The 14,589-nt window shown below is 43.3% G+C and carries 20 protein-coding genes; 19 read left to right on the forward strand and 1 reads right to left on the reverse strand.

What is annotated here, in order from left to right; translation table 11 throughout:
* Positions 1-124 precede the first annotated feature (124 nt).
* From DW025_RS02000 to ybaK, 4 genes are all read left to right on the forward strand, one after another.
* Positions 125-2,083, forward strand: a complete 1,959-nt coding sequence (locus DW025_RS02000) for a BMP family ABC transporter substrate-binding protein (RefSeq protein WP_117550713.1) — start codon at positions 125-127, stop codon at positions 2,081-2,083.
* 49 nt (positions 2,084-2,132) lie between these two features.
* Complete coding sequence (locus DW025_RS02005) at positions 2,133-2,729, forward strand: metallophosphoesterase family protein (protein ID WP_055223143.1); 597 nt, start codon at positions 2,133-2,135, stop codon at positions 2,727-2,729.
* 186 nt (positions 2,730-2,915) lie between these two features.
* Positions 2,916-4,274, forward strand: a complete 1,359-nt coding sequence (locus DW025_RS02010) for a citrate/2-methylcitrate synthase (protein WP_117550712.1) — start codon at positions 2,916-2,918, stop codon at positions 4,272-4,274.
* A 123-nt stretch (positions 4,275-4,397) separates the two neighbouring features.
* Complete coding sequence (gene ybaK, locus DW025_RS02015) at positions 4,398-4,895, forward strand: Cys-tRNA(Pro) deacylase (RefSeq protein ID WP_119998497.1); 498 nt, start codon at positions 4,398-4,400, stop codon at positions 4,893-4,895.
* 151 nt (positions 4,896-5,046) lie between these two features.
* Here the strand turns inward: ybaK and DW025_RS02020 are convergent, their stop codons facing one another.
* A complete protein-coding gene (locus tag DW025_RS02020) occupies positions 5,047-5,910 on the reverse strand; it encodes a class I SAM-dependent methyltransferase (protein WP_119998499.1) in 864 nt (287 codons plus the stop codon).
* Between the two features lie 151 nt (positions 5,911-6,061).
* On the opposite strand from DW025_RS02020, the gene DW025_RS02025 reads away from it, so the two are divergent.
* From DW025_RS02025 to rplX, 15 genes are all read left to right on the forward strand, one after another.
* Entirely contained in the window at positions 6,062-7,222 is a 1,161-nt protein-coding gene (locus DW025_RS02025) for a class I SAM-dependent methyltransferase (RefSeq protein ID WP_118649701.1), read from the forward strand.
* A gap of 63 nt (positions 7,223-7,285) precedes the next feature.
* Positions 7,286-8,185, forward strand: a complete 900-nt coding sequence (locus DW025_RS02030; RefSeq protein ID WP_117550704.1) for an OST-HTH/LOTUS domain-containing protein — start codon at positions 7,286-7,288, stop codon at positions 8,183-8,185.
* Between the two features lie 333 nt (positions 8,186-8,518).
* Positions 8,519-8,830 carry a 30S ribosomal protein S10 gene (gene rpsJ, locus DW025_RS02035; protein ID WP_004850108.1) on the forward strand — a complete coding sequence of 104 codons (312 nt, stop codon included), beginning with the start codon at positions 8,519-8,521 and terminating at the stop codon, positions 8,828-8,830.
* 160 nt (positions 8,831-8,990) lie between these two features.
* Complete coding sequence (rplC, locus tag DW025_RS02040; protein ID WP_015533789.1) at positions 8,991-9,674, forward strand: 50S ribosomal protein L3; 684 nt, start codon at positions 8,991-8,993, stop codon at positions 9,672-9,674.
* Positions 9,675-9,697: 23 nt separating this feature from the next.
* Positions 9,698-10,318 carry a 50S ribosomal protein L4 gene (rplD, locus tag DW025_RS02045; RefSeq protein WP_119998501.1) on the forward strand — a complete coding sequence of 207 codons (621 nt, stop codon included), beginning with the start codon at positions 9,698-9,700 and terminating at the stop codon, positions 10,316-10,318.
* Entirely contained in the window at positions 10,318-10,617 is a 300-nt protein-coding gene (gene rplW, locus DW025_RS02050; protein WP_004850114.1) for a 50S ribosomal protein L23, read from the forward strand. Before rplD ends, rplW begins: the two co-directional genes overlap by 1 nt.
* 98 nt (positions 10,618-10,715) lie before the next feature.
* A complete protein-coding gene (gene rplB, locus DW025_RS02055) occupies positions 10,716-11,561 on the forward strand; it encodes a 50S ribosomal protein L2 (protein ID WP_022216644.1) in 846 nt (281 codons plus the stop codon).
* Positions 11,562-11,577: 16 nt separating this feature from the next.
* Entirely contained in the window at positions 11,578-11,856 is a 279-nt protein-coding gene (rpsS, locus tag DW025_RS02060) for a 30S ribosomal protein S19 (RefSeq protein ID WP_022216645.1), read from the forward strand.
* Positions 11,857-11,889: 33 nt separating this feature from the next.
* The gene (rplV, locus tag DW025_RS02065; protein ID WP_004850120.1) at positions 11,890-12,276 is read left to right on the forward strand and encodes a 50S ribosomal protein L22; all 387 of its coding nucleotides are present in this window, start codon (positions 11,890-11,892) and stop codon (positions 12,274-12,276) included.
* A 10-nt stretch (positions 12,277-12,286) separates the two neighbouring features.
* Entirely contained in the window at positions 12,287-12,952 is a 666-nt protein-coding gene (rpsC, locus tag DW025_RS02070; RefSeq protein WP_022216646.1) for a 30S ribosomal protein S3, read from the forward strand.
* Positions 12,952-13,389, forward strand: coding sequence for a 50S ribosomal protein L16 (gene rplP / locus DW025_RS02075; RefSeq protein WP_022216647.1), 438 nt, complete (start codon positions 12,952-12,954; stop codon positions 13,387-13,389). The genes rpsC and rplP overlap by 1 nt, the downstream gene beginning before the upstream one ends.
* Complete coding sequence (gene rpmC, locus DW025_RS02080) at positions 13,379-13,582, forward strand: 50S ribosomal protein L29 (protein ID WP_004850126.1); 204 nt, start codon at positions 13,379-13,381, stop codon at positions 13,580-13,582. Before rplP ends, rpmC begins: the two co-directional genes overlap by 11 nt.
* 23 nt (positions 13,583-13,605) lie before the next feature.
* The gene (gene rpsQ / locus DW025_RS02085) at positions 13,606-13,860 is read left to right on the forward strand and encodes a 30S ribosomal protein S17 (RefSeq protein WP_022058713.1); all 255 of its coding nucleotides are present in this window, start codon (positions 13,606-13,608) and stop codon (positions 13,858-13,860) included.
* 13 nt (positions 13,861-13,873) lie between these two features.
* Positions 13,874-14,242 carry a 50S ribosomal protein L14 gene (gene rplN / locus DW025_RS02090; RefSeq protein WP_022216648.1) on the forward strand — a complete coding sequence of 123 codons (369 nt, stop codon included), beginning with the start codon at positions 13,874-13,876 and terminating at the stop codon, positions 14,240-14,242.
* Positions 14,243-14,254: 12 nt separating this feature from the next.
* Positions 14,255-14,572 (forward strand): 50S ribosomal protein L24, encoded by a 318-nt coding sequence (gene rplX / locus DW025_RS02095; protein WP_004850132.1) that lies wholly within the window; start codon positions 14,255-14,257, stop codon positions 14,570-14,572.
* The last annotated feature ends 17 nt before the right edge of the window (positions 14,573-14,589 follow it).

Genomic DNA, 14,589 nt, shown 5'->3' on the forward strand with positions numbered 1-14,589 from the left:
TATACATAATTCACAAAACATGCAGTTGAAAGGCAGATAATTTTGGCGGATCGGAAGGAAACAAATTCTTGATTATTGAATTTTATAGTATTACTATATGGTCTTGAATAAGGAGAGTGATAGTATGTCAGCAAACGAATATTTAAGGGCTCAGAAGCTTGGTGAGAAGAGATATCAGGCAGCCGTAGCAAAAAATGAATATCCATATCTTCCGGTTTTGGATGAGATAATATCACCATCTGACACTGTAGGTGAAGTGAATCTTGGTCTCCAGACTATATCGCTTGACCGCGTGGTTGGAACTGCTACCGCTGCAAGGACGACGGCGTTTGCTAGTAATTTTATGCCTATATTGGATTATCATACTGAATTTGGAATGAAATGGGCCGCATTGTGTGAGTCCCACATAGAGGAAGGTATACATGACCCGATAAAGGTATATGAGTATATGAACAAATTCTATGTAGTAGAAGGAAATAAGAGAGTGAGTGTGCTCAAATACTTTGGTGCGGACTCAGTTCCTGCCATGGTTACAAGAAAGATACCTAGAAGGACAGACTCACTTGAGAATAAGATATATTTTGAATTTATAGATTTCCACAAGCAGACGGGGATCAACTATGTATATTTCTCACAGCTCGGTGGATATGATAAGCTCAGGGAGTTCATAGGGATCACTAAGGATGCGGTTTTCACAGAGGATGAGAGACTGGATTTCAACTCGGCACATCTCGCATTTGAGAAGGCTTATCTTGCTAAGAAGGGCAATGAGGAGCTCACTATAACAGTGGACGATGCCATGCTTGTATTCCTCAATGTGTATGGCTATGAAGCTCTTAAGAACATGACTACATCCCAGGTGAAGGACAGTGTTGACAAGGTATGGAATGAGATAGTCCTCACAAATGAGAAGAAGGATAAGACGGTTCTTCCAAAGCTCGATCCTGTGGAGCCTAAGAAGTCCATACTCGACAGGGTTATAAAGCCATCAGGCCCTTCGAACCTGAAGGTGGCATTTGTGTATGATAAGTCGCCAGCCAACTCGGTCTGGACATACAGCCATGAACTGGGTAGAATGGACATGGAGAATAAACTCGGAGATTCTATCGACAGCAGAACCTTCTGTAATGTGGATACACCTGCCAAGCTGACAGAGTGCCTTGGAAGACTTGTGGATGAGAAGTATGATGTGATATTTACGACAGGGCCTGAGATGCTTCCTGAGGCTCTTAAGACTGCAGTGCTCCACCCGGAGATAAAGATACTTAACTGTTCCCTCAGCCTTGCGAACAGCCATGTGCGTACCTATTATGCAAGAATGTACGAAGTGAAGTTCCTCACCGGTATGATAGCGGGAAGCCTGTGTGCTGACGGACAGATAGGATATGTAGCTGATTATCCGATATTCGGAACAACAGCGAACATCAATGCATTTGCCATCGGAGCAAGGATGGTCAACCCTAGGGCAAAGATATATCTGCAGTGGACGAAGGTTAAGAATGCTGATCCACAGAAGTTCTTCGAGAGAAATGGAATAACATATATATCCGATAGAGACATGATCATGCCGGATGATGCGTCACGAAACTTCGGACTTTATCACTATGATCAGAATGGAGAGGTCGTCAACCTTGCCATGCCTTTCTACAACTGGGGTGCATTCTATGAGAGGATCCTTAGATCCATACTGGAGGGCAACTGGAAGCAGGAGGAGAAGAACGAGACCAGCAATGCGATAAGCTACTGGTGGGGTATGTCAGCGGGAATAGTTGACGTCATATGCTCAAAGCACCTTCCGGCCGGAACACAGAAGCTCATATCGGTTATGACAAACCTCATAAGAGAGGGCGCTATCACACCGTTCAGCGGAAAGCTTACATCCCAGAACGGAATAGTGAGAAATGAAGATGACGGAGCGATGCTCCATGAAGATATACTCAAGATGGATTGGCTTGCTGAGAATGTAGTGGGCATGCTCCCTACAGAGGACGATCTTGTCGATGAGGCAAAGACGGTAGTTGCACTTCAGGGTATAGACACACCGGAGAGTCTGGAGCTCAAGTCGGTTCCGGAAGTGAAATAAGATAAATCTCCTACGGAGAAGGTATACTGTAGTACAGGGGAATAGATACGTGAAGATTTTGTTGTTGGCGGATGAAGAATCCAAGTATTTGTGGGATTATTTTGATAAGAGTAAGGTCGAGGGAATAGACCTGATAATATCCTGTGGCGATTTATCGCCACAGTATTTGTCGTTCCTTGCGACATTCAGTCATGCGCCCGTTCTCTATGTCCATGGCAATCACGACGTGTGCTACAAGGATACACCGCCGGGGGGCTGCGAGTGCATAGACGACAAGCTTTATGTGTATAAGGGTGTCAGAATTCTGGGACTTGGCGGTTCGATGGAATACAAGTTTGGTGGTGCGGATCATCAGTATTCCGAGCGTGCGATGGCCAGAAGAGTACGGAAACTCAGGTTTAAGATCATGAGGAACAAGGGCTTTGACATACTTGTTGCCCATTCGCCTGCATACAGGATAAATGATTCCGAGGATCTCCCACATACAGGTTTTAAGTGTTTCAGAACGCTTATGGAGGAGTACAGACCTAAGTATTTTGTCCATGGCCATGTGCATATAAATTATGGAAGAGATTTTGTCCGCGAATCAAAATACGAGGACACGACGATCATAAATGCCTATGAGAGATATATTATTGAAATTTAGACAGAAATATTTTGAAATTAAATAATTTCGGCGAAAAGACAGGAATAAATCAAATTTATTGCTGTCTTTCTTGCGAAAATGGAGTTTTTTTGATAAACTGTGGTGAGTTGATATAGTTTATTGATAAGATCCGGAGAAGCTCCGGGATGATGAACAGGGATTGGATAAAGGAAGGAGACATGAGGTTTGGAAAGAAACAGCGAGGAATATAACAGAATACTGGATGAGCTTACAGGTTATTGTACAGAATCTGGCAAGATAGACCAGAACCTCTATGTCAATTATGATGTCAAGAGAGGCCTCAGAGATTCCACAGGAAAAGGTGTACTCACGGGACTCACAGAGATATCTGATGTCATAGGATATGATGTAATAGATGGAGAGAGAGTGCCGACTGATGGTCGTCTGTATTATCAGGGGTACAATGTTGAGGATCTTGAGAGAGGTTTTCACGGAAGTAAATTCGGATTTGAGGAGACTATGTATCTTCTGTTGTTTGGAAAGCTTCCAAATGAGCAGCAGTTTAAGAGATTTGTTGAGATGATGGAGTGCTACAGGGAGCTTCCTAGAAAGTTTACAAGAGATGTTATCCTCAAAGCGCCAAGCAAGAATATGATGAACGTTCTGCAGAGATGTGTTCTCACACTCTATTCATATGATGATAATCCGGATGATATAAGCATAGAGAATGTTCTCAGACAGTGTATGGAATTGATAGCACAGTTCCCTGTGATCGCCGCATATGGTTATCAGGGCTACAAGCACTATTTCCACGACATGAGTCTTGTAATACACAATCCGAAGCCGGGGCTTTCCACTGCGGAGAATTTCCTGAGGCTTATCAGATCAGATAAGAAATATACAGAGCTTGAGGCGCAGGTGCTTGACATATGTCTGGTTATACACGCTGAGCATGGTGGTGGTAATAACTCCACATTTACAACTCATGTAGTATCGTCGACAGGAACAGACACATATTCTGCAGTTGCAAGTTCACTTGGATCACTGAAGGGACCTAAGCATGGTGGTGCGAACCTCAAGGTTCAGCAGATGTTTGATGACCTCAAGAGCCATGTCAAGAACTGGGGTGATGAGGCTGCGCTGGAGAAATATCTCACAGGACTTCTTGACAAGAAGGGCTTTGACCATTCAGGCCTTATATATGGAATGGGTCATGCGGTATACACCAACTCAGATCCTAGAGCTAGGATACTCAAGGGATATGCAGAGAGACTTGCCCAGGAGAAGGGCAGGACAAAGGAATTTGAGCTGTACAAGAAGGTTGAGGAGATATCAGGAAGACTGCTTGCGGCCAGAAGACGCAGCGGCAAGCCTATATCGGCAAATGTAGATTTCTACAGTGGATTTGTATATACGATGCTCGGTATCCCTATCGAGCTGTTTACTCCTATATTTGCCATCGCACGTATTGCGGGATGGTCAGCGCATAGAATAGAGGAGCTTGTCAATGCCGGCAAGATCATCAGACCTGCATACAAGTATGTGGGAACACACAGAGAGTATCTGCCGATGGAAGACAGATAAAGAATAAATGGCACATATACAATAAAAGAAAAAGATAGAATAAAGCAGGAAGACGTACAGCGCCTCAATCGTCGGTTGACAGGTTGGAGCGCTGTGTGTATTTAAGGAGATGACTATTTACTCATGAAGGATAAGAATAAGAACTCAAAGACGGAAGAAAAGACGAATGTCATGCGCATACTTGACAGCAAGAAGATAAAGTATAACCACTATTGTTATGTTGAGACAGGGGAGACGAATGGCGAGAAGGTTGCTGCTATACTTGGACAGGATCCTGCGTATGTGTATAAGACCCTGGTGACCGTTGCGAAGTCTGGCGCAAATTACGTGTTTGTAATTCCTGTCAAGGAGGAACTTGATCTCAAGAAAGCTGCGAAGGCTGTGGGAGAGAAGTCGATAGATATGCTCAAGGCAAAGGAACTCCTCCCTCTTACCGGATATATACATGGCGGCTGCTCACCTATCGGTATGAAGAAGTTTTTCAGGACCACGATAGATGCAAGTGCTGAAGATCTTGATAAGATGTATGTGAGTGCGGGTAAGGTTGGGTATCAGATAGAGATAGCCCCTGCGGATCTGGAGAAGGTTATCCGTCTGGAGTATGCGGATGTGACGGTATAAAGGACTAAATTACGTGACAAAAAAAGCTGAAATTAAGAAGCTGAAAAATTAAAAAAAGCAGGAATATGAGCCCCTATAACGAAGTTTGCTGGGTTTCATATTCCTGCTTTTAGTTTATCTGCAAAATGTATCTGCCTCGACCGATCCGTTGTTATCTCTGCCATCTTCCGGCGGCACCGCAAGGAAGAACAAGACCTGTCTCTGTGACAGGAAGTCCGATCTCATCTGCCACAACATGTCCGCCAAATCTGCTCTTTACTTCTGTGGATATCATATATGTGAGCACCGCAGGCGCGAGACCTGTTGTATATGAATTTACAAGGAAGAAAAGCGGCTTGTCACAGAGAAGCTGGCTGCAGAGCTTGGTGAAAGGATGGATCTTCTCTTCGATCTTCCATATCTCACCCTTTGGTCCTCTGCCGTATGAAGGAGGATCCATGATGATCGCGTCATATTTGTTGCCTCGTCTGATCTCTCTTTCGACAAATTTCACACAGTCGTCAACTATCCATCTGATCGGTGCGTCGGCGAGCCCTGATGATGCTGCGTTTTCCTTTGCCCAGGTAACCATTCCCTTGGATGCATCAACATGGGTGACTGTAGCTCCGGCTTTGGCGGCTGCACATGTTGCGCCCCCTGTGTATGCGAACAGGTTCAACACCTTAATATCCTTTTTAGGTGAGTCCTTTATCAGTTCGCTGAACCAGTCCCAGTTGGCAGCCTGCTCAGGAAATAGACCAGTGTGCTTGAAGCTGAATGGCTTCAGATTGAAAGTCAGATCCCTGTAATTTATCGTCCACTGCTTAGGCAGGCTGAAAAACTCCCATTCTCCGCCGCCTTTGTTGCTTCTATGATAATGTCCGTTCAGTTTATTCCATGCAGGATTTTTCTTTGGAGTGCTCCATAGAACCTGGGGATCCGGTCTGAGCAGAGTGTATTTGCCCCAACGCTCAAGCTTTTCTCCGTCAGAGCAGTCAATAACTTCATAATCCTTCCATCCATCTGCTATCCACATATATGTAATCCTTCCTTATAAAAATAACTTCAAAAAATATATCCTATAGATTATACTTGTATCAAAGCACTGCGTCAAGGCTGCTGTGTGCATAGATTGATGACAGAGATTAATTACGATACAGATTGTTGGTAATGGAGAAGTTGGAATAATGGCAGATATAAGTATAAAAGAATTAATAGAAGAGATGGTACAGAGTGATCCCCACAAGATTATCCTCAGTGGCGGACGCGGTGAATACAGAAAAGTGGTATTTGAGAGAAAAATCATAGGCGGTAAAAGGTGCTTTCAGATAGAAAGGTATACGGAGAAGCAGGTGTTCCACCAGAATATAGATGAGGACGAGCTTGAAGAAGCACTGGCCGGAGATCTGCAGGATGGATTCAGACAGATAAACATGTTCTCGGCCCGGGAGGAGTGGGATGTGAAGATCTCAAAGAAGGGCAAAGTAGCTGTGAATAAGAGGCACACGGAGAATAAACTCATAACTGTTCAGGGGAACAACCGAAGAAAGAAATACATACTTGAAGAGGGAATGGATATCCCTGTATTTACCCATCTGGGCATATTTACAAAGGATGGCAAGGTTGTGCACTCCATGTATGACAAGTTTAAGCAGATCAACAGATTTGCGGAGATCGTGGACAATGTCATGAAGAGCTACAACAAACCTTCTATTAATATAGTAGATTTTGGATGCGGCAAATCGTATCTGACATTTATAGTTTATTATTATCTGCATGAGGTTAAGGGGCTTGATGTCCATATAACCGGCCTGGATCTCAAGGAGCAGGTGATAAAAGACTGCAATGCGCTGGCGGAACAGTTTGGATATACCGGACTAAAATTCGAACTTGGGGATATAAATGGGTATAAGACGGATGTGGATGTGGATATGGTCATGACGCTGCATGCGTGTGATGTTGCCACGGACTATGCGCTGTACAATGCCATTTGCTGGAACGCACAGTATATATTGTCCGTGCCTTGCTGCCAGCATGAGCTGAATAAACAGATGCATTCTGATGAACTGGCTGCGCTGACAAGATACGGTATCATCAAGGAGAGGATAGCTGCGCTGGCAACAGATTCCATCCGCGGACATATGCTTGAGGCGTGTGGATATAAGACTGATATAATGGAATTTATAGACATTGCACATTCGCCTAAAAATCTGCTCATAAGAGCTGTGAAGAAAAATGTATCTCCGGACAGGAGAAAGAAGGCTCTTAAGGATGCGGAAGCACTTTGTGAGGAGTTTGGATTCAGACAGACTCTGATGGAGATGATTAAGGCGGATGGCAGGATATAATTGGATTAAACCTGTGGTTTGTTGTGTGTGTGATGGTTGTGGAATATTATTAAGGAGGATATCATGAGGGCTGCGCTGTATATAGATTGTGATAGCATAGAGGCAAAGGCTGTGCCTGTTATATATGAGGATATAATCAGAACGGACAAACTTGTGATCTGCAAGATGTTTAATTCCGACAAAGACGATGACAGTTTTATGGAGAGTGCAGGGAGGTTCAGAATACAGGACTGCATGCACGGAGAGTATAAGGTGTCATCGGCGATGGTTGCGCTGGCCGTGGAGGTTATGGCGGATGCTGCGCTTTCAAAGCCAGAGCGCATATATATAGCAACGGGGGACAGTCTGACAGTACCGCTTCTCGACAAGCTGAGGCTCACGGATATAGAGGTTGTGGTTGCCGGTCCATGTGACGCAGACAAAATCCTTGTGAACAGCGCCCAGAGATATATGTATATAGATGTTCTTGCCGGAGGGAAATGCACTGCTGATATACCGGATATAGGTGATATAGCAAAGGAGATATATTCGGTTTCTTCCTATTATAAAGGACAGGGAAGAGATGCTGTCATGGAACAGGTGTATGAAGGCGTTGTGAGAAGATACCCGGATTTTGATGTCAGAAATTATGGCTATACTCATCTTGATACATTTGTGGAGAATAATGTGAGTGGAGTGAAGGTTTATACCGATGAGAATGGCGTGACAAAGCTGACGTTGGTCGATGACAGGGAGGAGATAGACACATTTGCATATGAGTATATGACGGGCAGGGGATATAAGATAGATGATATGGCAGAGCTGCTCGATGCGATTCGAAGCAGATTCCCTGGGTTTGCGATGGAGAATTATGGTTACCATACAGATTACGGGTTCATCTTAAGCTTTTCGAAGTTTGAGATATGGGAGAACAAGGGGATCAAAATGAAGAGGACATTCAAGCTGAGTGAATCTGGCGAGTGATACCCTGTAAATACCCGTTAAAAAATAATTCAAAAAAACATAAAAAAATTAAAAAAACCTCTTGATTTAAAGAAATCCCTAGTATATAATCAAACGTGCTGTGGCATGATAGCTGAGAAGCGGAGGTTGCTGCGTACATATATGACGCAGGTTTTTCGTGGAGCGAATGTCAATTTACAAAACTGGCGACAAGTCACTGTACAATATAACCGTCTGTCAAGAGGACAGAAACGACGTGATGGTTCTGGGTTTTAACTTAGGACACACACGGGAGAGTGTACAGTCACCGCTTGTTGTACTAAGATTAAGTGCGAAAAGGAGGCGGCTTTTTTTATGGCAAATCAGATTATGAGAATTACACTTAAGGCTTATGACCACAAACTTATCGACAAGGCAGCAGCACAGATTGTTGATACAGTTAAGAAGACTGGCGCAAAGGTAAGCGGACCAGTTCCAATGCCTACTAAGATTGAGAAGATCACAATCTTAAGAGCAGTTCATAAGTACAAGGACTCAAGAGAGCAGTTTGAGCAGAGAACTCATAAGAGACTTATCGATGTTGTAGCACCAACTCAGAAGACAATTGATGCATTACAGAAGATCGATCTGTCCGCTGGCGTGTTCATCGATGTTAAGATGAAATAATCAAAGTCAGACAGCAATTCAAAAGAAACCCAATTAGATGCGGACTAATTTAAAACAAACCGCAGAAACAATTAAATAACAGTACCTAATGCATTTTCGGATGTAATTTAGTATGATTGCAGATGCAATCCGCTGTGAATTAAATTAGGAGGAAACAGAAATGAAGAAGGCTATATTAGCTACAAAAGTCGGAATGACACAGATTTTCGACGAGAACGGTGTATTAACACCAGTTACAGTATTGCAGGCTGGTCCATGTGTTGTAACCCAGATCAAAACAGTTGAGAATGACGGTTACGATGCAATTCAGGTAGGATTCGGCGAGAAGAAGGAAAGAGTAACAACAAAGGACGTATCAGGAAAGAAAGTTATCAGAAATCCACATGGTGCTGGTAAGGCAGAGGTTGGTCATGCTAAGAAGGCAGGAACAACTCCAAAGGCTTTCTATAGAGAGTTCAGACTTGAGAACACTGCTGAGTACGAGCTTGGCGCAGAGATCAAGGCAGACGTATTTGCTGCTGGCGACAAGATTGATGTTACTGCTAAGTCAAAGGGTAAGGGATACGCAGGCGGTCTTAAGAGACACGGCCTTAAGTCAGGTCCTTCAGGACATGGTTCAAAGTATCACAGACATGCAGGTTCAAACGGTTCTGCAACTACTCCAGGTAGAGTATTCAAGGGCAAGAAGATGCCTGGACATATGGGTAGCGTAAGAGTTACAATCCAGAACCTTGAGGTAGTTAAAATAGATGTTGAGAACAATGTAATCTTGGTTAAGGGCGCTGTTCCAGGACCAAAGAAGTCATTGGTTATGATTAAAGATACAGTAAAGTCTGGTAAGTAGGGCTTTGGAAAGGAGAGACAACAATGGCATCAGTTAAGGTTTATGACATTGAAGGCAAAGAAGTTGAGACATTAGAGCTCAATGATGCAGTTTTCGGTGTAGAAATAAATGAGCATATAATGCATAAGGCTGTAGTTGGTCAGTTAGCCAACAACCGTCAGGGAACACAGAGCGCTAAGACACGTTCAGAAGTTTCTGGTGGTGGAAGAAAGCCTTGGAGACAGAAGGGAACTGGTCATGCTAGACAGGGTTCAACAAGATCTCCACAGTGGACAGGCGGCGGAGTTGTATTCGCACCAAAGCCAAGAGATTATTCAGTTAAGATGAATAAGAAAGAGAAGCAGCTTGCTATGAAGTCAGCACTTTCATCAAAGGTTGCTGAGAACAAGCTGGTAGTAGTTGACAAGCTTGATCTTCAGGAGGCTAAGACAAGCGTATTTGCAAAGATCCTTGCAAAGCTTTCAGCTCCTAAGGCTCTTGTAGTAACAAAGGATAAGAACAATAACGTTGTTCTTTCAGCAAACAACATTCCAACAGTTAAGACAACAGTAGCTAATTCACTTAGCGTATACGATATTCTCAAGTATGAGAAGCTTGTTCTTACTAAGGAAGCAGTTGCAACAATTGAGGAGGTGTACGCATAATGGCAGATATCAAATATTATGACGTTATACTTAAGCCAGTGATCACAGAGAAGAGCATGAACGCTATGGCTGAGAAGAAATATACATTCCTTGTTCATCCAGAAGCAAACAAGTCACAGGTTAAGGAAGCTGTAGAGAAGATGTTCGAGGGAACAAAGGTTGCAAAGGTCAACACAATGAACAATGACGGTAAGGTCAAGAGACGTGGTATGACACTTGGTAACACAGCAAAGTACAAGAAGGCTATCGTTCAGCTTACAGCTGACAGCAAGGACATCGAGATATTCGAGGGACTTTAAGATATAGCCGTGGGTGGCTGCACAGTATAGCCGCTCATCACATTAGTTGTATACGCAATCAAAGCGTGAGAATAAATTGAACCGAAAGGAGAACAACAATGGGAATTAAGACATATAACCCATATACACCTTCCAGAAGAAATATGACTGGCCTTGATTTCTCAGAGATCACAAAGACAACTCCAGAGAAGTCACTCGTTGTTTCAACAAGCAAGACAGCTGGTCGTAACAATCAGGGTAAAATAACAGTAAGACATCACGGTGGTGGTGCTAAGAGAAAGTATAGAATAATAGATTTCAAGAGAAATGACAAAGATGGTATTCCAGCAACAGTAGCTGCAATCGAGTATGATCCAAACAGATCAGCAAATATTGCACTTCTGTTCTATGCAGATGGAGAAAAGAGATACATCCTTGCTCCTTTCAAGCTTGCAGTTGGCGATGTGCTGATGAATGGCGCAGAGGCAGAGATCAAGGTTGGTAACTGTCTTCCACTTCAGAATATTCCAGTTGGTACTCAGGTACACAACATCGAGCTTTATCCAGGTAAGGGCGGACAGTTAGTTCGTTCAGCAGGAAACGCTGCACAGCTCATGGCTAAGGAAGGAAAGTATGCAACACTTAGACTTCCATCAGGCGAGATGAGAATGGTTCCGATTATCTGTAGAGCAACAGTTGGACAGGTAGGAAACATCGAGCATGGCCTTGTTAACATTGGTAAAGCCGGTCGTAAGCGTCATATGGGCGTTAGACCAACAGTTCGTGGTTCTGTCATGAACCCTAATGACCATCCACATGGTGGTGGAGAAGGTAGAGCACCTATCGGTCGTCCAGGTCCTTCTACTCCATGGGGCAAGCCAGCAATGGGTCTCAAGACAAGAAAGAAGAACAAGCAGTCTAATAAGTTGATCGTAAGACGTAGAGACGGTAAGAATGTTAAATAGTTAAGGAGGAAGAAATATGGCTCGTTCATTAAAAAAAGGACCATTCGCAGATGCACATCTGCTTAAGAAGGTAGATGCTTTAAACGCTGCTAATAAGACAGAAGTTATAAAGACCTGGTCAAGACGTTCAACAATCTTCCCATCATTCGTTGGCCACACATTTGCCGTTCATGATGGAAGAAAGCACGTACCAGTATATGTAACAGAAGATATGGTAGGACATAAGCTCGGTGAGTTCGTAGTTACCAGAACATACAGAGGTCATGGTAAGGACGAAAAGAAGGGTAGAAGATAATATTAGGAATATTTGAAAGGAGGACTTTTCAAAATGGCTAAAGGACATAGATCCCATGACAAGAGACTCAGAAATGAGAACAAAGATACAAGACCATCAGCTAAGGTTTCATACGCAAGAGTATCAGTAACCAAGGCATGTTTTGTGCTTGATGCTATCAGAGGTAAGGATGTTCAGACAGCACTTGCTATCGTAGAATACAACCCAAGATATGGCTCAAGCGTTATAGAGAAGCTTTTGAAGTCTGCTATTGCTAACGCTGAGAACAACAATGGCATGAAGAAGGAGGACCTTTACGTAGCAGAGTGTTACGCTAACAAGGGACCTACAATGAAGAGAGTTCATCCAAGAGCACAGGGTAGAGCATATAGAATCGAGAAGAGAACAAGCCACATCACAATCGTGCTTGACGAGAAATAGGAGGTAAAATATGGGACAGAAAGTTAATCCTCATGGTTTAAGAGTCGGCATTATCAAAGATTGGGATTCAAACTGGTATGCTGACAAGAGAAATGACGAGTTTGCTAAGAACTTAGCAGAAGATCAGATCCTTAGAAAATACTTAAAGACAACTCTTTACAAGTCAAACATCTCAAAGATCGAGATCGAGAGATCAGCAAAGAATGTAAAGATCGTATTATACACAGCTAAGCCTGGAGTAGTAATCGGAAAGGGTGGAGCCGGAATCGAGAAGATCAAGGCTGACGCTCAGAAGTTAACAGATAAGAAGCTCTTTATCGACGTTAAGGAGATCAAGAAGCCGGATGCTGACGCTCAGCTCGTTGCAGAGAACATCGCAGCACAGCTTGAGAATCGTATCGCATTCAGAAAGGCTATGAAGTCTTGCATGGGTAGAACAATGAAGTCAGGCGCACAGGGTATCAAGTGTGCATGTTCAGGTCGTCTTGGCGGTGCTGATATGGCTAGAACAGAGTTCTACAGCGAGGGAACAATTCCTCTTCAGACACTCCGTGCTGATATCGATTACGGATTTGCTGAAGCAGATACAACATATGGTAAGGTTGGCGTAAAGACATGGATCTACCATGGTGAAGTACTTCCAACAAAGACAGTAAAGGAAGGGGGAAATAAATAATGTTAATGCCAAAGAGAGTAAAGCGTCGTAAGCAGTTCAGAGGAACAATGGCTGGTAAGGCACTTAGAGGCAATAAGATTACAAACGGTGAGTATGGTCTCGTAGCATTAGAGCCAGCTTGGATCAAGTCAAACCAGATCGAGGCAGCCAGAATTGCAATGACAAGATATATGAAGCGTAGTGGTAAGGTATTTATCAAGATTTTCCCTGACAAGCCAGTTACAGCAAAGCCGGCTGAGACTCGAATGGGTTCAGGAAAGGGAGCACTTGAGTATTGGGTAGCAGTAGTTAAGCCAGGCAGAGTTATGTTTGAGGTTCAGGGCGTACCTGAGGAGGTAGCTAAAGAGGCTCTCAGACTCGCTATGCACAAGCTTCCACTTAAGTGTAAGATCGCATCAAAGGAAGAGTTAGAGGAGGTAGCAGGCAGTGAAAACTAAGGATTTTATGAACGAATTAAATAGCAAGTCCGTTGACGATCTCCAGAAAGATTTAGTAGCTGCAAAGAAGGAATTATTCAACCTGAGATTCCAGAATGCTACAAATCAGCTTGACAACACAAGCAGAATCAAGGACGTTAGAAAGAATATAGCAAGAATACAGACAGTTATAGCCCAGAAGGCTAATGCTTAATTATCTTGGAAGGAGGAATTATTGTGGAAAGAAATCTGAGAAAAACACGTGTTGGTATAGTTACAAGTGACAAGATGGATAAGACAATCGTTGTTTCTATCGTAGATAATGTTAAGCATCCTCTTTATGGTAAGATTGTAAAGAGAACAGTAAAGCTGAAGGCTCATGACGAGAATAACGAGTGCAAGATTGGCGATAGAGTAAAGGTTATGGAGACAAGACCATTATCAAAGGATAAGAGATGGAGACTTGTTGAGATCATCGAGAAGGCAAAGTAAGGAGGCAAATTAAATGGTTCAGCAGGAAACAAGACTTAAAGTTGCTGATAACACAGGTGCAAAAGAGTTACTTTGTATCAGAGTGTTAGGCGGATCAGTTAGAAGATATGCGAATATCGGCGATATCATCGTTGCCTCTGTTAAGGATGCAACACCAGGCGGAGTTGTAAAGAAGGGCGATGTAGTTAAGGCCGTTGTAGTTAGAACAAAGCATGGCGCTCGTCGTAAGGATGGTTCATACATCAAGTTTGACGAGAACGCTGCTGTAATTATAAAAGACGATATGAATCCAAGAGGTACACGTATCTTTGGACCAGTTGCAAGAGAGCTCCGTGATAAGAAATTCATGAAGATCGTATCACTTGCACCTGAAGTATTATAAGGAGGTGTGACTATGGCAACAATGAAGATTAAGAAAGATGATATGGTACAGGTTATCGCTGGTAAGGACAAGGGCAAGAGCGGAAAGGTCGTTTCAGTAGATAAGAAGAATGGTACCGTAGTAGTTGAAGGAATCAACAAAGTATTTAAGCATAGCAAGCCAAGCATGGCTAACCAGCAGGGCGGAATCATCGAGATGGAAGCCCCACTTGACATCTCTAATGTAATGTATCTTTACAAGGGCAAGCCAGTTAGAGTTGGTTTTGAAGGAACTGGTAAGGATAAGGTTCGTGTAGCCAAAGTTGATGGCAAGACAGAGAAGATAGATTAATTGGAAGGAGGTCGTCT

It is taken from the genome of Coprococcus sp. AF38-1, assembly GCF_003603945.1.
In the GTDB taxonomy this organism is placed as follows: Bacteria; Bacillota; Clostridia; order Lachnospirales; family Lachnospiraceae; genus Coprococcus; species Coprococcus aceti.